The organism is Streptomyces sp. NPDC059443 (genome assembly GCF_042750105.1).
Lineage (GTDB): Bacteria > Actinomycetota > Actinomycetes > Streptomycetales > Streptomycetaceae > Streptomyces.
The window spans coordinates 15,477-33,234 of the sequence record NZ_JBHYVM010000031.1 but is presented as its reverse complement, the minus strand read 5'-3'; the positions used below and the strand labels follow the sequence as shown (position 1 = coordinate 33,234).

Sequence of the window (17,758 nt, the reverse complement as noted above, 5' to 3'; positions counted from 1 at the left end):
GCGGGCCCGCGGGGGGCGGCGGCTGGCGGTCGGCGGGCGCCCGCTTCGCGGGGGGGGGGGCGCCCGCGGGGGGGGGGGGGGGCCGGGGCCCCCCCCCCGGCGCCGGCGCCGGTGGCGGAGCGCTCCGCGGAGCCGGCCGCCGCCTTCTTCTCCTTGCGGCCCTTGAGGACCTCGAAGATCACCGGGATGACGGAGATCAGGACGATGCCGATGAAGATCGGCTCGACGTTGTTCTTGATGAACTCGAACTGGCCGAGCTGGTAACCCAGGATCGTGACGCCCGCGCCCCACAGGGCGCCGCCAATGATGTTGAACATCAGGAAGGTGCGGTACTTCATCGCGGTCGCGCCCGCGACCATCGGCGCGAAGGTGCGGATGATCGGCACGAAGCGGGCCAGCACGATGGCCTTGGGGCCGTGCTTCTCCATGAAGTCGTGCGCCGCGTCGAGGTTCTCGCGCTTGAAGAGCTTGGAGTTCGGCTTGTTGAAGATCTTCGGGCCGAAGACCTTGCCGATCATGTATCCGACCTGGTCGCCGATGATCGCGGCGGCCACGATCAGGGTGCACACCAGCCACAGCGGTTGCTTGATGGTGCCGCTCGCGACGAACAGGCCCGCCGTGAAGAGCAGGGAGTCGCCCGGCAGGAACGCGAAGAGACCCGATTCCGCGAACACGATGACCAGGATGCCGATCAGGCCGAACTGCCCGATCAGGTACTCCGGGGAAATCCACTCAGGGCCGAGCGCGAGCATGTTCACGAGTTCCGGGCTCTCCTGGATCGGGGGGTGTCCGTCCAATTATGAACGCACACCACCCCCGCCTGGTTCCAGGGAGAAAGCCGCCTACGCCTTGCGCACCGCGTTCGCCATGATCGAGTCCCGCAGGTGCTCGGCGAGGCCCGGGCGCATGGAGTCGTAGAACTCCTTGAACCGCTCGTCCGCGACGTACATCTCGCCGAGGCACGTGTGCATCTCGTACGAACAGTCGTAGTACCGCTCGTCGATGTGCCGGCGGTGCTCCTCGGCCATGTCCATGGCCGCCTCGCCGTCGGCGGGCTCGCCCGCCTCCATCAGGGCCGCGTAGCGGGCGCTCCAGTCGGCGACCTCGTCCTGGATCCCCTGCCAGTCCTCCTTGGTGTAGGTGGCGACCCGCCGCTGCGACTCGGCGTAGGCCTCGGTGCCGCCCCAGCGCCGCTCCGCCTCCTCGGCGTACTGCTCGGGGTCCTTGTCCCCGAAGACCTCGAACTTCTCCTCGGGCGTGAGGTTGATGCCCATCTTCTTCGCCTCCATGGCGTGCTCAACGGCCTTGGCCATCCGCTGGAGCCGGTCGATCCGGTCGGTCAGGAGGGCGTGCTGCCGGCGCAGGTGCTCCCTCGGGTCCGATTCCGGGTCGTCCAGCAGGACCGCGACCTCGTCGAGCGGGAAGCCGAGCTCCCGGTAGAACAGGATCCGCTGCAGCCGGTCGAGGTCGGCGTCGTCGTACCGCCGGTGCCCCGCGTGACTGCGGCCGCTCGGGGAGAGCAGCCCGATCTCGTCGTAGTGGTGCAGGGTGCGCACCGTGACTCCGGCGAAGGTCGCGACCTGGCCCACGGAGTAGCTCATCGTTCCCGCTCCTCTTGGTTGGGTACGCCCTTCACTGTGGTCCCTCACGTGGCGTGAGGTGCAAGTCCGGGAGCCCGGGAGCCCGGCGAGGGCGTCACCCCATGGCGCGGGTTCCGTCGATGGTCTCGCGGATGATGTCCGCGTGGCCGGCGTGCCGGGCGAACTCCTCCACCAGGTGCAGCAGCATCCAGCGCACGGAGACCTTGCCGTCCTTGGGGAACCAGGGGGCCTCGGGCAGCGGGAAGGTCTCGTCCAGGCTGGGGACCGCGGCGACGAGGGCCTCGGTCTCCGCCGCCACCTCGTCCCAGAGGGCCAGGGCGGACTCGATCGTCTCCTCGCCGGTCAGCCGGAAGGAGTCGGACCAGGTCTCCATGGTGCGCCGGTACGGGTTCGGCTCCTGCCGGGCCATGTACAGCCAGTTGCGCTCGCACTCGGCGGCGTGCTTCAGCAGCCCGGACAGCGACAGCTGGCTCGCGCTCGGGCGGCTGGCGGCCTGCTCCTCCGTGAGCCCCTCCACCGTTTTGCGCAGAGCGGCGCGCTGGGACTCGACGAAGGCGAGGAGCGTGCCGCGCTCGTCACCGGGGACCTCTGTGGACATCTGAGCCATGGCCGACCGCCTGCTTTCGTGAGGTTCTTCTCCTGCTGACGAGAACCACGGTACGAAGCCTTGCGGTCAGCTTCTGTCCGGAACTACTGGCCTTCTTGGCGTGTCGGCGGCAGCTCCGTCTGCGGCTTGGGCAGCAGGGCCTTCGACAGGTCCTGGTTGCCCTTCTCGTCCAGGCCGTACATCGCCTCGTAGATCTTGCGGACGGCGGGGCCCGAGGCTCCGGAGCCGGTGCCGCCCTGGGAGATGGTCATGACGATCGAGTAGTCCTCGGTGTAGGAGGCGAACCACGAGGTGGTCTGCTTGCCCTGGACCTCGGCCGTACCGGTCTTCGCGTGCATCGGGATCTGCTTCTGCGGCCAGCCGCCGAAGCGCCAGGCGGCGCTGCCGGTGGTGGCCACGGCCGCGAGGGCCCCGTCGATGTCGTCGCGGAGCTCCGCGTCCATCGGCAGCTTGCCCTGCGCCTTCGGCGCGATCTCCTTCACCGAGGTGCCGTCGGCGCTGACTACGGCCTTGCCGATGGCGGGCTGGTGGAGGGTGCCGCCGTTGGCGATGGCCGCGTAGATCGACGCCATCTGGATCGGGGTGACGAGGGTGTCGCCCTGCCCGATGGAGTAGTTGATCGCGTCGCCCTCGCGCAGCTGGTTGCCCTGGCGGCAGTTCTCGTAGGCGATCTTCTCGGCGTACGAGCCGTCCTTCTTGCCGTCGCGGCACCAGGCGGCCTTGTTCGCCTCGAAGAAGTCCTTCTTCCACTGGCGGTCGGGGACCCGGCCGGGGACCTCGCCGGGCAGGTCGACGCCGGTGGGCTTGCCGAGGCCGAACTCGTGGGCGGTCTTGAAGAAGATGTCGCCCGGCTGCGCCTTGGGCTTGATCCCGCCGTCCGCCTTCCACTCCTTGTCGGCGATGCCGTAGTAGACGGTGTCGCAGGAGACTTCCAGCGCCTTGCCGATGGTGATGTCCCCGTAGCCCTGGGACTCGAAGTTGGTGAAGGTCTGGCTGCCCACCGAGTACGAGCTCGGGCAGCCGTAGCGGCCGTTGAAGGGGTAGCCGGCGTTGACCGCCGCCGTGGAGGAGACCACCTTGAAGATCGAGCCGGGGGCCGCCTGGCCCTGGATGGCCCGGTTCAGCAGCGGGTAGTTCGAGTCCTTGTCGGTGAGGGCGGCGTAGTCCTTCGACGAGATGCCGCCGACCCAGGCGTTCGGGTCGTAGGTCGGGTTGGACGCCATGGCGACGATCCGGCCGGTCTTGGCCTCCATGACCACCACGGCGCCCGAGTCGGCCTCGTAGTTGCGGTGCGTGTTCTTGTCGTAGCCCTTGCGGGCCTCGATCATCGCGTTGTTCAGCTCGCGTTCGGCCACCGCCTGCACGCGCGAGTCGATCGAGGTCACGATGTTCGCGCCGGGCTGCGCCTTGTCGCTGACGCCCTCGCCGAGGATCCGGCCGAGGTTGTCCACCTCGTAGCGGGTGATGCCCGCCTTGCCGCGCAGCTCCTTGTCGTAGGTGCGCTCCAGGCCGCTGCGGCCCACCTGGTCGGAGCGCAGGTACGGGGAGTCGGAGTTCTTGGCCTTTTTTATCTCGGCGTCGGTCACCGGGGAGAGGTAGCCGAGCACCTGGGAGGTGTTGGCGCCGTCGGGGCCGGCGTAGCGGCGCAGGGCGGTGGGCTCGGCGGTGATGCCGGGGAACTGCTCGGCGTGTTCCCGTATCTCCAGGACCTGGTCGGTGCTCGCCTCGTCGGTGATGGGGATCGGCTGGTACGGGGAGCCGTTCCAGCAGGGCTTGGGGGTCTTGGCGTCGCACAGCCGGACCCCGTTGACCACGTCCTCGGGCTTGAGGCCGAGGACCTCGGCGAGGTGGGTCAGGACGCCCTTGCCGCGGTCCTTCATCTTGGAGAGGTCGGTGCGGCTGGCGGAGACCACCATGCGGGTCTCGTTGTCGGCGAGCGGGACCCCGCGGGAGTCGAGGATCGAGCCGCGCACGGCGGGCTGGACCACCTGCTGGGTGTTGTTGTTCTTCGCTTCGGCCGTGTACTCCTGGCCGTTGCGTATCTGGAGGTACCAGAGCCTGCCGCCGAGGGTGAGCAGCAGCGAGAACACCACGATCTGGATCATGATGAGCCGGTTCTGGACCCGGGGTGTGCGCCCGGTCTCCGGTATGTTGCTCAACTCGGCTCTCCCCCGGACGCGTCCTCGCCTGACGCGTCCGAGTCTAGGTCTCCCGAGGGACTAGAACGGGAACTGGGTGCGGCCGTGCTGGACCGAGATCCATTTCTGGGTGGTGAAGGCCTCGATCGTGGCCTCGCCGTTCAGCCGTCCCAGGCCCGAGGCCTTCTCCCCGCCGAACGCGGCCAGCGGCTCGTCGCCGATGGTGGAGTCGTTGACGTGGATCATCCCGGTCTCGATGCGCTGCGCGAAGCGGACCCCGCGCTCGACGTCGCGGGTGTGGACGGCGCCGCTGAGTCCGTACGGGGTCGCGTTGGTGAGGCGGACCGCCTCGTCCTCGCCGTCGAAGACCACGAGCAGCGCGACGGGGCCGAAGATCTCCTGGCCCAGCAGCGGGGAGTCCTCGGGGAGCCCGGCCAGGACGGTCGGCTCGACCAGGTTGCCGCGCGTAGAGCCCCGTACGAGGGCTCGTGCCCCGGAGTCGACGGCGCGGTCGACGAGCGCGGTGAGGGCGTCGGCCTGGAAGGAGTTGATCAGGGGGCCGATGTGGGTGTCGGCCTCGTGCGGGTCGCCGGTCTTCAGGCCGCGCACGCGGGCGGTGAACTTCTCGGTGAACTCCTCGGCGACGGAGACGTCGACCAGGATCCGGTTGGCGGCCATGCAGACCTGGCCCTGGTAGACGAAGCGGCTGAAGACGGCCGCGTCCACCGCGTAGTCGAGGTCGGCGTCGTCGAGGACGACGAGCGCGCTGTTGCCGCTGAGCTCCAGGACCGTCCGCTTGAAGTGGCGGGCGGCGACCGCGCCGACGTGCCGGCCGACCCGGTCGGAACCGGCGAAGGAGATGACCTTGGGGACGGGGTGGGTCAGGAGCGCGTCGCCTATCTCGGCTATGTCCGTGACCAGGACGTTGAGCAGCCCGGCCGGGAGTCCGGCCTCCTCGAAGATCTTGGCGATGACCCCGCCGCCGACCACGGGTGCGTTCTGGTTCGGCTTGATGACGACCGCGTTGCCCAGCGCCAGGGCCGGGGCCACCGACTTGAGGGTGACGAGGAAGGGGAAGTTGAACGGGCTGATCACGGCGACGACCCCGACGGGGAGGCGCTGGACCCGGTTCTCCTTGCCCTCGACCGGCGAGGGCAGGATGCGGCCCTCGGGGCGGACGGCCAGCTGCATGGCCTCGCGGATGAACTCCTTGGCGAGGTGGACCTCGTACTCGGCCTTGGGACGGGTCCCGCCGAGCTCGTCGATCATCGCCTCGACGATCTCCTTCTCGCGCTCCTCGGTGATCCGCAGGGCGCGTTCCAGGACGGTGCGTCTGGCGTACGGGCTGGTGGCGGCCCATTCCTTCTGGGCACGCTCGGCGGCGCGGTAGGCCCGGTCGACCTGCTCGACGGTGGCCACGGTGATGGCCGCGAGCTTCTCCCCGTTGTACGGGTTGACGTCGATGATGTCCCACGAACCGGTACCGGCCAGCCATTCGCCGTCGATGTACTGGTGAGCCACGTCGTCGAATATGGACATGCCATCCCTTACTGCGAGCGCGCACCCTTGCGCTGCACCGGATCCCGGTCGGCCGCCATGCACCGATCGGTCGTCATACGCTGAGCGATCGTCATACTACGTGTGAATCAAGACAGTTGGAGCAGTCCGCGCAGGAGATCCCGGGTCTGTCCGGGGTCGGGGCAGTCGGCCTGGAGCCGCAGCATCGCCCTTTCGTACTGCCTCACTTCCTCGTCCTTGTCGAGGTAGAGGGCGCTGGTGAGCTGTTCCAGATAGACGACGTCCTGGAGGTCGGACTCGGGAAAGCGCAGCAGCGTGAAGGCACCGCTCTCGCCGGAATGGCCGCCGAAGGAGAAGGGCATCACCTGGAGCTGCACGTTCGGGCGCTGCGAGATCTCGATGAGGTGCTCCAGCTGGCCGCGCATCACTTCGCGGTCGCCGTACGGGCGGCGCAGCGCGGCCTCGTCGAGGACCGCGTGGAAGACGGGCGCGTTCTCGGAGACGAGGACCTTCTGGCGCTCCAGGCGCAGCGCCACGCGGCGGTCGATCTCGGCGCGGCCGGCGCCGGGCATGCCGCGGCTGACGACCGCCTGGGCGTAGGCCTCGGTCTGCAACAGGCCGTGCACGAACTGGACTTCGTAGATGCGGATGAGGGAGGCGGCGCCTTCCAGTCCGATGTACGTCTGGAACCAGCCGGGCAGGACGTCGCCGTAGCTGTGCCACCAGCCGGCCACGTTGGCCTCGCGGACCAGCCCCAGGAGGGACTCCCGCTCCGCGCCGTCCGTGACTCCGTAGAGCGTGAGGAGGTCCTCGACGTCTCTGGCCTTGAAGCTCACCCTTCCCAACTCCAAGCGGCTGATCTTCGATTCGGATGCGCGGATCGAGTAGCCGGCCGCCTCACGGGTGATGCCGCGGGATTCTCGGAGCCTCCTGAGCTGTGAGCCCAGGAGTATGCGGCGCACCACAGAACCACTGGCTTCTGCGGTCACTAGTCCTGCCCTCCCCAGTCTGCGATGGGTGCACGTTTCGGATGGCTGCGTCGCAGGGGCCCCCGTGCCCCTCAGGGCCCGCAGTCTGCCACCAAAACGCATCGGCCCGTACTCGTTCTGTAACGGAATCCGGCCCGCCGCAAAAGAAGTCCGTAAGTATGCGTAGGAAGAAATGAGCAAGAACCGTCACGGGAGGGGACAGGTCCGGCGCGTGCACGTGCATCTGCCCTTGCATCCGGCTTCGGCATTCGGAACCATGGTCCCGCGCACCTGCGTGCCCCGCAGTTCTTTCGAATCCCGGGAGTGCCTCGCATGGGGACGAATGGATCGACCATGCTCGAGCCGTTACGGCAGGGGCTTCCCCCGGTCGACCCCACGGCTGTCTCCGGGTCCGCGTCATGCGCGCTGCCCGCCCGGTTCGACGCGGTACGCGGAGCACGCACCTTCACGCGTTCCACGCTCGCCCAATGGGGCCTCGACGAGCGCTTCGACGATGTCGCGCTGGTCGTCTCCGAACTCGTCACCAACGCGCTGCGCCACGCCCTCCCGGACGATTCCCGGCAGGGTACGGGCGCGAGTGCGGGTACGGGTACGGGCGAGGCGGAGCCGCCGGTGCGGCTGCACCTGATGCGGTGGAGCACCCGGCTGGTGTGCGCGGTGCGGGACCCCAGCGAGGACCGGCCCGGCGGGAGTTTCGCGCCGGAGGCGACCGAGGCGAACTGCGACCTGGAGTCGGGGCGCGGGCTCTTCCTCGTCGACTCCTACAGCGACAACTGGGGCTGGCACCCGCTGGCGGGGCGGCTGACCGGCAAGGTCGTCTGGGCGCTGTTCACGCTCCAGGACTGAGCCGGAGCGAACCGGTACATACACGGCAACTGGCCGGGATTGATCATTGCGATCAGTCCCGGCCAGTGCACGTGCATGGCTTGATATTCAGTGCTGGGAAGCTCTTTTCAGCTGATCAGGTGATCGAACTCGCCGTCCTTGACACCCAGCAGCAGCGCTTCTATCTCGGCCGGCGTGTACACCAGCGCCGGTCCGTCCGGAAACCGCGAGTTGCGCATGGCAACGTCGCCTCCCGGCAGTTTGGCGAACTCCACACAGGAACCTTGAGAGTTGCTGTGTCTGCTCTTCTGCCAGGTCACTCCGTCAAGCTCTGCAGCTGCCATCCCGTTGTACGCGTGGTCCACAGGAAGCCCCCGATAGTGCAGATGTCAACTGCACGGGATCATAGCTGTGTTCAAGACTGCATGCATGGGCAGATGCACGTGCACGAGCGGAGCCCCGGGCGCCGCTAAGCGGTGAGCGCCTCGGAAACCTCGTCCAGCGAGTCCAGCAACTGCTCCGCCGCACCCCTCAGCACCCCCGACTCCGGGGCGTCCCAGCCCGCCAGCACCGCGCGGACCCCCTCCCATTCGGGCACCCTGCGCTCCCGGACCGCCTTGGCCCCCGCCTCCGTCGCCCTGCGCAGCTCCCGGGCCAGGGCGGCGGCTCCCGGGTCCGGGGGCTGCGACCGGTCCGGGAAGTGCGCTTCCAGGAGCATCGCGTGGCGGCCCAGCGCCGCCAGGGCGTGGCCCGCCTCCTCGGCCGCCGCGCGCGAGATCCCGCGGTGGCGCACCGGCTCCCCGGCGGCCCGGTCCACCGCGTCCTGCCAGGCCACCCGGGCGTCGCGGGCCGCCAGCAGCGCCTCGCGCACATCGCTGCGGCGGGCCCCGGCCGGGTCGGCGTACTGCCCGAGCACGGCTGCCGCGTACCGCCCGTCGGCCGCCACCCAGTCGGCCAGGCGGGTCCGCAGCCGCGGGGTCTCCCAGGCCGGGTAGACGGCGTAGGCGGCCATCGCGAGGACTCCGCCGACCAGGGTCAGGGTGACCCGGTCGGGCACCGTCTGGTCCCAGCGGACGCCGCCCATGCCGAGCAGGAAGACGACGTAGGCCGAGACGAAGACCATCGCCACGGCGTATCCGGTGCGCATGAGCGTGTACATGAGGCCCGCGCTGATGACGGCGAGGAGCCCGGACATCCACATCCCCGGATGCGCGAGCTGCACGACCGCGGTCGCCACCGCCACCCCGACCAGGGTGCCGCCGAACCGGGCGACGGCCCGGGTGTAGGTCTGGGTGAAGTCGGGCCGCATGACCATGACGGAGGCCATCGGGGCCCAGTAGGCGTGGCCGAGCGGCAGCGCGTGGCCGATGAGGAAGCCGGAGCAGGCCACCGCGGTGACGCGCACGGCGTGCCGCAGGACCGGCGATCCGGGCCGCAGCTCGGCCCGTACGGTGGCCAGCACCTTCGGCACGAGCTGCGGCAGTGTGGGCCGCAGCATCGACTCCTCGGGGTCGGCGGTGCGCCCGGAGCGCGGCTCGGCGGTTTCGAGTACGTCGTCCAGCAGGGCGGCGAGGCGCCGCGCGGCCCGCAGCGGGGCGCCCTGCAACAGGTCGGCGGTATCGGGCGCCTTGAGCACGGCGAGGGCCGGCGAAGGCAGCCTTACGGGGTCCCCGTGCCGGATCGCGGACGCGGCGGCGTCCAGGACCGACCCGGCGGCGGCGAGCAGTTCCCGTACCCGGTCCCGCGCCGGGCCCTCGGCGGGAGCCCCGACCGCCGGGTCGGCCAGCGAGGCCAGCACCGGGCGGATCCGCTCCGCGAGCCCCCGCGCCCCGTGCAGCTCGGCGGGGCGGCGGCGGGCCTGGCGGGCGGTCACGGTCGCGGCGGCCCGCGCCTTCATCAGCGGCTGCGGGTCGAAGGAGGCGACGGGGTCCTGGCGCAGCCGGCGCGCGTAGTCGGCTTCGGCGGCGAGCGCGTCGGCGAGGGCGTCGCGCTGGGCGCCCCAACGGCGGACCGGGAAGAGGACGATCAGCAGGGCCTGGACCACACCGCCGGCGGCGATCATCCCGGCGTGACCGGCGGCCTGCGGTACGGAGGTGGGCAGGGTGACGGTGACCAGCATGATCGCGACGTTGCCGGAGGCGATCATCCCGGCGGTCGGCCCGGCCGCCCACATCAGCCCCGCCGCGAAGCACCAGACGGCGAGCAGCAGCATGAAGGCGAGGGTGTCCGAGGAGCCGACGAGATAGCCGACGAAGGTGGAGACGGCCAGCGTCAGCCCGGCGGCGAGCGCGAGGACGGGACGCGGACGCCAGCTCTTCTGGAAGGTGGCGATGGCGGCCATGTACGCGCCGAAGGCGGAACTGGCGGCGGCGCCGGGACCGAGGAGTGCGAGGCTCAGGCCGAGGACGATGGCCAGGCCGGCGGCGGCGCGGACCGCGATCATGGGTTCGAGGCGGGTCCGCTCGACCGTCATCCCGGATCGGGCGGTGTCCTTCAGCGCCCGGACCCAGCTCATGGCACCGAGCGTAGCCCGCCGGACCTTCTTCAGGTCTTCTTCAGACATCGCCCGATCTATGGCGCCGTCGCCCGATACCGCCGATCATCGGCCCGTCGGTGTTGTCCGGAAGGTGGGTACACGCATGCTCAGGAACGGCCTGGAACCTTGGCACGTAGCCATCGTCGTGATCGTCTGTCTGATGCTGTTCGGCTCGAAGAAGCTGCCCGAGATGGCGCGGGGGCTGGGCAAGTCCGCGCGCATCCTGAAGGCGGAGGCCCGGGCCCTGCGCGAGGAGACGGACACGACGGCGCCCGCGGCGCCCGCTCAGGCCGCGCCCGCACAGGCCACCGCCCAGGCACCCACGCCCGTGCAGGTGCACGTGCCCACGCCCATGACTACGGAGCACTGACCGCTGACCGCTGAGCGCGACCGCCGCGTAACCGCGACGAGGGCTCACTTCCGCAGGGACTGCCGGCTGCCGTCCGCCATGTGCGCACGGTCGGCGGCAGCCGTGCCGTCCTCCCAGCCCGCGAGGTCGGTGGCCCCGCGCAGCCGGGTCGTGGTGGTGCGCGGGAACATCTCCTCGGCGCGCGAGGTGACGGCCACGTCCCGGGCGACCAGGGCGGGCAGGTAGTCGGGGGCTTCGGCCGCCGTGTGCTCGGCCGTCTCGGCGAGACGCTGGCCGAGACGGCTCGCGTAGGCCAGGAGGAAGGACTGCCGGAAGGTCTTGGTGCGCTTGCGGCCGCCCGCCCGCTGCCCGGCCTCGGCTCGGGTCATGGCCGCGGTGCCCTGGACGAGCAGCGAGGTGTAGAGCAGCTCCACCGCCTCCAGGTCGCTTTCGAAGCCGACGACGGTGGAGAACTCGTAGCCGCTGTTCCACACGGAGCGGCAGCGGTTCGCGGTCGACACCGCGTCGAGCAGCACCGCCTTGGCCTCCTCGTACGGCGCCTCGACCCCGATCCGGCAGGCGCCGGGAATCTGCTTCGTGCCCGTCCGAGCCGCGAGCAGCGCCTCGTCCACGGTGTGCCGGGCCATGAGCTCCTGCGCCTTCGCGCTGAGCGCCTCGGCCTCCTCCGGGAAGGTGGTGGCCTCGGCCTTCGCGAGCAGGGCCCGGATCCGCCCGAGCATGCGGGGTTCTATGTGCGCGTGCTCCAGCAGCGCGGCCTCGTCCCCGGGCAGTGGACCGACCGGCTCGATGGACGGCAGGCGGATGAGCAGCCGGAACACCTCCAGGACGGCCCCGGCCAGGGTGAACCGGTCGGTCCGCTCCCGCTGGACGAGCCGCTCCCCGTACCCGGTGTCCTCCCCCCACCAGGCCTCGACTCCGGCCTCGGTCCACCGCTCGGGCAGCCGCGCGTAGCGCCGCGCCTCGGCGGCGATCAGGTCCTCGCAGATGCGCACGTGCGTCTGCTCCAGGTCCCGCCGTACGAGCCGCAGCACGTCGGCCGGCTGCCAGCCCCGCTCCCAGGCCTGGCGTACGTAGCCCTCCCCGCGCGCGAGCAGCGCCTGCCCGACCCCGGCCCACCGCTCCCCCTCGGCGACGAGCATCGACGCCCCGGCATCCAGCCCGGCGTCCTCCTGGGTGTACAGCGCAGCCTCACAGGCCCGCTCGACGATGTCTCTCACACCCCCAGCTTGGCATGTCCCCCCCCCCCCCCCCGGCGGCCCCCCCCCCCGCCCCCCACCCCCCCCCCCCCCCCCCCCCCCCCCCCCCCCCCCGCCCCCCCCCCCCCCCCCCCCCGCGTNNNNGGTCTGGGGCGGAGCCCCAGGACGGGTCCGGGCAGAGCCCGGGGAACGGTGGAAGGGCGGGTAGGGGACAGCCCCGCGCAGCGGCTCACCCGCGCACACCCGACCCCCGGCCCGAGGGCCCGACCCCGACCCCGCGCGGCCCACAGGGCACTGTCACCCCCCGATGGGACACTCGCACCCATGAGCGAGCACATCCCCCGGTGGGCCCTAGCCGAAGACGGCGACGCCCAGTGGCACGCCACGCCACTGACCCCCACCGCAGGCGGAGCCCGCATCAAAACCAAAGACCCCGCCGAAGCCATCCGCGCCGCACCCCCCGGCACCCGATGGGTCTGGGCCTCGACCCCGACCATCTACCCCCGGCTCCTCGCCGAAGGCACCCGCGTGGACCGCTGCCACGACATCGAGGACGCCGAGCTGCTCCTCCTCGCCCACGAGGGCCGCCTCGGCGAACCCCGCTCCGCGGCCGCCGCCTGGGCCCGCCTCACGAACGCCCCCGTACCGCCCGATCCCCCGCAGCGCGCCGCGGCCCCCGGCACCCAGGACTCGCTCTTCACCCCCCAGCCGGCGCCCCTCCCCCTGGACGCCCTGATCGCCGTCCACGCCGACCAGCTGAAACGGATCGAAGCCACCGCCCACCCCGCCCGCATGCGCCTGCTCATCGCCTCGGAGTCGGCGGCCTTCCTCGTAGCCGCCGAGATGAACCGCGCGGGCCTGCCCTGGCGGGCCGACGTGCACCGGGCGCTGCTCACCGAGCTGCTCGGCGAGCGGTACGCGGGCGGCGGCCAGCCCCGCCGGCTGGCCGAGCTCGCCGACGCGGTCTCCACGGCGTTCGGCCGGCGCGTGCGGCCCGAGCTGCCGGCCGACGTCATCAAGGCCTTCGCGGGGGCCGGGATCAAGCTGAAGTCCACCCGCCGCTGGGAGATCCAGGAGCTCGACCACCCGGCGGTGGCGCCCCTCATCGAATTCAAGAAGCTGTACCGGATCTACACCGCCCACGGCTGGGCCTGGCTCGCGGACTGGGTCCACGACGGCCGCTTCCGCCCCGAGTTCATCCCCGGCGGCACCTACACCGGCCGCTGGGTCACCAACGGCGGCGGAGCCCTGCAGATCCCCAAGGTGATCCGCCGGGCCGTCGTCGCCGACCCCGGCTGGCGGCTGGTGGTGGCCGACGCCGACCAGATGGAACCACGGGTGCTGGCCGCGATCTCCCGGGACCCCGCCTTCATGGAGGTGGCCGGCCGCCCGGAGGACCTGTACACCGCCATTTCCCGCCAGGGCTTCTCCGGCGACCGCGACATGGCGAAGATCGCCGTGCTCGGCGCGGTCTACGGGCAGACCTCCGGGGACGGCCTGAAGAACCTGGCCGCGCTCCGCCGCCGGTTCCCCAGGGCCGTGGCCTACGTGGACGAAGCCGCGAAGGCGGGCGAGGAGGGCCGGCTCGTACGGACCTGGCTGGGCCGTACCTGTCCACCGGCGGCCGAGCCGGCCGAGCCCGGGGACGGCGCGGAGACCGGCGGGAGCGGGGAGGCCCCCGACCGCTGGACCCCGAGCTACGCCTCCACCGACGCCCGGGCGCGCGGCCGCTTCACCCGCAACTTCGTGGTGCAGGGCAGCGCCGCGGACTGGGCGCTGGTACTGCTCGCGGCCCTGCGCCAGTCCATCGCGGCGGCCGGGATGCGGGCCGAGCTGGTCTTCTTCCAGCACGACGAGGTCATCGTCCACTGCCCCCAGGAGGAGGCGGAGGCGGTGGCCGCGGCGATCCGCGCGGCCGGCGACCTGGCCGGCCGCATCACCTTCGGCGAGACCCCGGTCCGCTTCCCGTTCACCACCGCGGTGGTCGAGTGCTACGCGGACGCGAAGTAGCGGGCGGCGCAGCCGCGCCGGACGCCCGCACCCGCACCCGCACCCGCACCCGCACCCGCACCCGCACCCGCACTAGTAGCCGTACCCGGCCCACTTGGGGCTCGTCGCCAAGTCCTCCAACTGCTTCATGCTCAGCACGGGTTCTTTGCGGGTCGGCGCCCCCCGCACCACCTTGGTGTTGAAGGCCGCCACGATGACGCGGGTGCCGTTCGTCCGCAGGACTTCCGTCTGCCACACGACGGACCCCGGGGTCTCACCACCCCGTTTGTGGGAGAGGATCTTCGTTCCGTCCGGGAGCGTCTGCGCGTCCGTGAACAGGTCCGCCCACATGCGCGGATGGTTCTTGCTGTCGGGCTGGATCTGGAGGCTGACCAGGGAGGCGCCCTTGGCGTCGTCGAGCACGATGTAGCCCAGGTCGTCGCCGATCATTTCCTTGCTCAGGACCGGCATCTTGTAGTCGCGCAGCAGAGAGTCCAGCACGTCCGCGGGCGTGGGCCCCTGAGCGGCCGGCGACGACGGCGCGGGGGACGCGGCAGGCAGGTCCTTCAGCGCGGGCAGCCACAGCGGAGAGGTGGTGAAGGCCTTCAGCTGCGCGAGCGTCAGCGGCGGCGAGCTCCGGGTGGTGTCCGCGCCCTTCTCGGCCGCCGCGTTGTACTCCTGGACGTCGATCAGGTAGCCCTGCGGGGTGAGCAGCGTCGCGCGCCAGTTCTTCGTGTCCACCCGGCGGTCCTGATACTCGTATCCCTGGAAGAGCATGAGCGTCGAGCCGTCCGCGAGCTTCTCGGAAGTGCAACCGTCGTAGTTCAGAAGGGTCTTGGACGGGCACTTGACCATTTCGGCGGACGACTGGCCCTGCGGGTCCACACGCTGGAGCCCGACCTGGACGGCGCCCGCACCCTTGCCGTCGTCGTAGACCCCGCTCACCATCGGGCCGGCGTCCTCACCCGTGCCCCGCGCCTCGGTCCCGGTGACCTTTCCACCCGGCAGCAGCTGCTTGAACACCTCGATCAGCTGCGTGGCGGAGACGGCTCCGCTGCCGGTACGGGCCTTCCCCGCCTGGCCCCCCGTCTTGTCCCCCGCCCGCCCGGACGACGGCGAGGCGGGGGGCGACGGGGCCGCGGCCACGTTCACCGGCCCGTCGGAGCCCGAGCCGCCCGCACCGAACAGCCCGTCCGTATAGGCGCCGGCCGCGCCGATCACCACCAGGGCGAGGGCCGAGCCGCCGACCACGGCGGCCCGGCGTCGGACCACCAGCCGCCGGCCGCGCCGTTCCCCGGCGCCGACGAGGTCGAGGCCGTCTGCCGTGAAACCGTCCCCTGTCCGCCGGAGGGCTTCACCGAGCTCGTCTTCAAAGGACATGCGGAATCAAACCTTCCGTCCAAGGGTGTCATGGGGTGAGGGTTTCAAGGAAAGGAGGGGCGGGATCAGAACTCCGCGAACTCCGCGATAGAGCCGCCCAGTTGTTCCCTGAGCCGGCCCAACGCCCGCGAACTGCGGGTACGGACAGCCGCCGTGCTGACGTTCATCGCGTCGGCGGTCTCCTCCACGCTGCGGTCCTCCCAGTACCGCAGCACCAGGACCACCCGGTCCTTCGGCGGCAGCCCGCCCAGCGCCTGCAGCAGGGTCAGCCGCAGCGCCGGATCCCCGCCGCCCCCCGCCGCTACGCCCGGTTCGGGGAATTCCCCGACCGGGCGCTCCCCCGAGGAGCGGCGGCGCTGGTGCGTCAGGAAGGCCCGTACCAGCACGGTTTGAGCGTAGGCGGCGGGGTTGTCGATCCGGTTGATCCGCCCCCAGAGGAGGTACATCCGCCCCAGGGTCTCCTGTACGAGATCCTCCGCGAGGTGGGTGTCACCGCTCGTCAACAAGCAGGCGGACCGGTACAAATGCGCAGATCTGCCCTCCGCGAACTCACGGAACCCATCTCTGCGACCCTGCCGCATCCGCTCCCCCTCACGCCCGTCTCACCTCATTGACGCGGCGGGAACGGGAGAATGTTTCAACTCTCCTGGGACGACTTCGGCGAGGCCTCGGAGAGGTCGTGGAAGTAGAGGTGGAACTCCTCGCGGACGAACCCCTCCGCCTCGTACAGCCCCTGCGCGATGTGGTTGTCGTACGCCGTCTCCAGCTGTACGCCCGCCACCCCGGCCTCCCGCGCCCGGCGCAGCACCTCGCGCAGCAGCGCGCGGCCCGCGCCCGTACGGCGGCCGGACGGGGCCACGTACAGGTCGCTCAGCAGCCACGCCGTCCGCATGGAGAGCGAGGAGTGCATCGGGTAGACCTGGGTGAAGCCGACCGTTCCCGTGCCCGGGACCTCGGCGAGCAGGACGAAGGAGTCTCCGCGCGCGAGCCGCTCGGCGAGGAAGGCGCGCGGGCGGTCCGGGTCCTCGACCTCCACCTCGTAGAAGTCGAGATAGTCGCGGAACAGCCCGGCCGCGACGTCCAGATCCGCCCCGCCCGCCTCCCGCAGGACCACGCGCTGTGCCGACCGACCGTTCATATCGCTCTCCCTAGTCCACTCCCACGCGCCGGAGCCATTGTGCGCGGAGGGGACGGGTCGGGGAGCGGCGGCCCTGCCAATGCTCAGCTCTTGCCGGTGGTCTTCCCGGTGACGGGCTGGGCGGGCAGCGTGAAGACGTGGTGCGGGGTGATCGCCTTGGTGATCGCCTCGCCGAACACGGTGCTCGGCTCGGAGCCCTCGTAGTTGATGTCCGTGTTGAGCAGCACGACCATGGTGGCCTTGGACTCCGGCAGGTACACGGTCAGCGAGCCGTAGCCGGGCAGCGAACCGTTGTGCCCGACCCAGCCGGCGACCTTGAAGATGCCGAGGCCGTAGCCGGCGTCCGGGAGGGCCGGAATGACCTTGAGCCGCTGGGCCTGGGTGGCCGGGGTCAGCAGCTCACCCGTGGCCAGCACCCTGGCCCACGTCCGCAGGTCGGAGAGGTCGGAGATCATCGCCCCGGCGGCCCAGCCCCAGGAGGGGTTCCAGTCGGCCGCGTCCTCGACCTTCCCGGTGGCCGTCTGGTCCGTGTAGCCCTGGGAGTGCGGGCTCGGGAACTCGGCACCGACCGGGAAGAGGGTGTGCTTCAGCTTGGCGGGTTCGAGGACTTCCTTGGTGATGTAGTCGGCCAGCGACCGCCCGCTGATCTTCTCCACGACGAGGCCGAGGAGGATCAGGTTGGTGTTGCAGTAGTAGAACTTCGCGTTGGGCTCGAACAGCACCGGGTGCTTGAAGGCGTACGCGAGCAGTTCCTGCGGGGTGAACGGCTTGCGCGGATTGCTGGTCAGGGCCTTGTAGAACCCTTCGTCGGCGGAGTAGTTGAACAGCCCGCTCCGCATCCCGGCCAGCTCGCGCAGCGTGATCCGGTCGCCGTTCGGCACCCCGGCGATGTACTTCCCGATGGGGTCGTCCAGCCCGATCTTCCCGTCGTCGACCAGCTTCAGCAGAGCCGTCACGGTGAAGGTCTTGGTCTCGCTGCCGATCCGGATGAACATGCTGTCGGTCATCGGCTGCCCGGTCGCCTTGTCGGCGACCCCGAAGGCCCGTACGTACTCGCCCTTGCCCGGCGCCGACAGCGACACCTGCACCCCGGGCACCTTGGTCTCCGCCATGACCTCGCGGACGACAGCGTCGAGTTTGCGCGCCACCTCGGGGGTGAGCTGCGGAAACTCGTCGGAGGCGGCCGACTCCGCGGCCACCGGGGGTGCGGGCGCGTCCCACGCGTACCCGACACCGGCCCCCACGGGCACCATCAGGAGCCCCACCGCGGCCACTCCCACCGCCGCCCTGCGCAACCGATTCCTACTCACCCATTCAACGTAATCCCACCCCCACAACCCAGCGACCGGAGCCCCGTCCGCGCCCCAGCCTCCCCACCACGGCGGGTGGCGGCCCGCGCTCTGACGAGCCCGCCAGGCACCAGGCCCCGAGCCCCCATGCCCCACCGCTCCCCGGCCGGCCTCCTGCAAAA

16 protein-coding genes are annotated in these 17,758 nt (G+C 71.0%); 3 read left to right on the top strand and 13 right to left on the bottom strand.

What is annotated here, in order from left to right; all coding sequences use genetic code 11:
* The 6 genes from ACFXDJ_RS26560 to ACFXDJ_RS26535 all read right to left on the bottom strand — a co-directional run.
* Positions 1–758: DedA family protein (locus ACFXDJ_RS26560; protein ID WP_384850530.1), on the bottom strand; the 758-nt coding region annotated here is incomplete at its 3' end.
* Positions 759–842: 84 nt separating this feature from the next.
* On the bottom strand, positions 843–1,601 hold the full coding sequence (locus tag ACFXDJ_RS26555) for a MerR family transcriptional regulator (RefSeq protein ID WP_384653157.1): 759 nt from the start codon (positions 1,599–1,601) through the stop codon (positions 843–845).
* 94 nt (positions 1,602–1,695) lie between these two features.
* The gene (locus tag ACFXDJ_RS26550) at positions 1,696–2,199 is read right to left on the bottom strand and encodes a DinB family protein (RefSeq protein ID WP_384653155.1); all 504 of its coding nucleotides are present in this window, start codon (positions 2,197–2,199) and stop codon (positions 1,696–1,698) included.
* Between the two features lie 92 nt (positions 2,200–2,291).
* Positions 2,292–4,367, bottom strand: coding sequence for a penicillin-binding protein 2 (gene mrdA, locus ACFXDJ_RS26545; RefSeq protein WP_384653153.1), 2,076 nt, complete (start codon positions 4,365–4,367; stop codon positions 2,292–2,294).
* Positions 4,368–4,427: 60 nt separating this feature from the next.
* A complete protein-coding gene (locus ACFXDJ_RS26540) occupies positions 4,428–5,885 on the bottom strand; it encodes an aldehyde dehydrogenase family protein (RefSeq protein ID WP_384653151.1) in 1,458 nt (485 codons plus the stop codon).
* A gap of 107 nt (positions 5,886–5,992) precedes the next feature.
* Positions 5,993–6,871 carry a helix-turn-helix domain-containing protein gene (locus ACFXDJ_RS26535; RefSeq protein ID WP_384653163.1) on the bottom strand — a complete coding sequence of 293 codons (879 nt, stop codon included), beginning with the start codon at positions 6,869–6,871 and terminating at the stop codon, positions 5,993–5,995.
* Between the two features lie 315 nt (positions 6,872–7,186).
* On the opposite strand from ACFXDJ_RS26535, the gene ACFXDJ_RS26530 reads away from it, so the two are divergent.
* A complete protein-coding gene (locus ACFXDJ_RS26530; RefSeq protein ID WP_384653150.1) occupies positions 7,187–7,699 on the top strand; it encodes an ATP-binding protein in 513 nt (170 codons plus the stop codon).
* Between the two features lie 107 nt (positions 7,700–7,806).
* Here ACFXDJ_RS26530 and ACFXDJ_RS26525 read toward each other — a convergent pair whose 3' ends face one another.
* Positions 7,807–8,043, bottom strand: a complete 237-nt coding sequence (locus ACFXDJ_RS26525; RefSeq protein ID WP_112450436.1) for a DUF397 domain-containing protein — start codon at positions 8,041–8,043, stop codon at positions 7,807–7,809.
* A gap of 104 nt (positions 8,044–8,147) precedes the next feature.
* Entirely contained in the window at positions 8,148–10,193 is a 2,046-nt protein-coding gene (locus ACFXDJ_RS26520) for an FUSC family protein (protein ID WP_384653161.1), read from the bottom strand.
* Between the two features lie 124 nt (positions 10,194–10,317).
* On the opposite strand from ACFXDJ_RS26520, the gene tatA reads away from it, so the two are divergent.
* Positions 10,318–10,584 carry a Sec-independent protein translocase subunit TatA gene (tatA, locus tag ACFXDJ_RS26515; RefSeq protein ID WP_384653148.1) on the top strand — a complete coding sequence of 89 codons (267 nt, stop codon included), beginning with the start codon at positions 10,318–10,320 and terminating at the stop codon, positions 10,582–10,584.
* 44 nt (positions 10,585–10,628) lie between these two features.
* Here the strand turns inward: tatA and ACFXDJ_RS26510 are convergent, their stop codons facing one another.
* On the bottom strand, positions 10,629–11,801 hold the full coding sequence (locus ACFXDJ_RS26510) for a DUF2786 domain-containing protein (RefSeq protein ID WP_384653146.1): 1,173 nt from the start codon (positions 11,799–11,801) through the stop codon (positions 10,629–10,631).
* A 303-nt stretch (positions 11,802–12,104) separates the two neighbouring features.
* Here ACFXDJ_RS26510 and ACFXDJ_RS26505 point away from each other — a divergent pair, with 303 nt between their 5' ends.
* Positions 12,105–13,790 (top strand): bifunctional 3'-5' exonuclease/DNA polymerase, encoded by a 1,686-nt coding sequence (locus ACFXDJ_RS26505; protein ID WP_384653144.1) that lies wholly within the window; start codon positions 12,105–12,107, stop codon positions 13,788–13,790.
* Between the two features lie 72 nt (positions 13,791–13,862).
* Here the strand turns inward: ACFXDJ_RS26505 and ACFXDJ_RS26500 are convergent, their stop codons facing one another.
* The 4 genes from ACFXDJ_RS26500 to ACFXDJ_RS26485 all read right to left on the bottom strand — a co-directional run bounded on the left by ACFXDJ_RS26500 (position 13,863) and on the right by ACFXDJ_RS26485 (position 17,540).
* Positions 13,863–15,149, bottom strand: coding sequence for a hypothetical protein (locus ACFXDJ_RS26500; RefSeq protein ID WP_384653142.1), 1,287 nt, complete (start codon positions 15,147–15,149; stop codon positions 13,863–13,865).
* A 65-nt stretch (positions 15,150–15,214) separates the two neighbouring features.
* Positions 15,215–15,730, bottom strand: coding sequence for a SigE family RNA polymerase sigma factor (locus tag ACFXDJ_RS26495; protein WP_384653140.1), 516 nt, complete (start codon positions 15,728–15,730; stop codon positions 15,215–15,217).
* A 56-nt stretch (positions 15,731–15,786) separates the two neighbouring features.
* On the bottom strand, positions 15,787–16,287 hold the full coding sequence (locus ACFXDJ_RS26490; protein ID WP_384653138.1) for a GNAT family N-acetyltransferase: 501 nt from the start codon (positions 16,285–16,287) through the stop codon (positions 15,787–15,789).
* Positions 16,288–16,370: 83 nt separating this feature from the next.
* A complete protein-coding gene (locus ACFXDJ_RS26485; RefSeq protein ID WP_384653159.1) occupies positions 16,371–17,540 on the bottom strand; it encodes a serine hydrolase domain-containing protein in 1,170 nt (389 codons plus the stop codon).
* Positions 17,541–17,758 lie beyond the last annotated feature (218 nt).

Excerpts from the sequence above, each read along its gene's own strand:
- ACFXDJ_RS26555 (WP_384653157.1), bottom strand. The coding sequence starts at position 1,601 with ATGAGCTACTCCGTGGGCCAGGTCGCGACCTTCGCCGGAGTCACGGTG.
- ACFXDJ_RS26550 (WP_384653155.1), bottom strand. The coding sequence starts at position 2,199 with ATGTCCACAGAGGTCCCCGGTGACGAGCGCGGCACGCTCCTCGCCTTC.
- ACFXDJ_RS26540 (WP_384653151.1), bottom strand. The coding sequence starts at position 5,885 with ATGTCCATATTCGACGACGTGGCTCACCAGTACATCGACGGCGAATGG.
- ACFXDJ_RS26530 (WP_384653150.1), top strand. The coding sequence starts at position 7,187 with ATGCTCGAGCCGTTACGGCAGGGGCTTCCCCCGGTCGACCCCACGGCT.
- ACFXDJ_RS26520 (WP_384653161.1), bottom strand. The coding sequence starts at position 10,193 with ATGAGCTGGGTCCGGGCGCTGAAGGACACCGCCCGATCCGGGATGACG.
- tatA (WP_384653148.1), top strand. The coding sequence starts at position 10,318 with ATGCTCAGGAACGGCCTGGAACCTTGGCACGTAGCCATCGTCGTGATC.
- ACFXDJ_RS26505 (WP_384653144.1), top strand. The coding sequence starts at position 12,105 with ATGAGCGAGCACATCCCCCGGTGGGCCCTAGCCGAAGACGGCGACGCC.
- ACFXDJ_RS26500 (WP_384653142.1), bottom strand. The coding sequence starts at position 15,149 with ATGTCCTTTGAAGACGAGCTCGGTGAAGCCCTCCGGCGGACAGGGGAC.
- ACFXDJ_RS26495 (WP_384653140.1), bottom strand. The coding sequence starts at position 15,730 with ATGCGGCAGGGTCGCAGAGATGGGTTCCGTGAGTTCGCGGAGGGCAGA.
- ACFXDJ_RS26490 (WP_384653138.1), bottom strand. The coding sequence starts at position 16,287 with ATGAACGGTCGGTCGGCACAGCGCGTGGTCCTGCGGGAGGCGGGCGGG.
- ACFXDJ_RS26485 (WP_384653159.1), bottom strand. The coding sequence starts at position 17,540 with ATGGTGCCCGTGGGGGCCGGTGTCGGGTACGCGTGGGACGCGCCCGCA.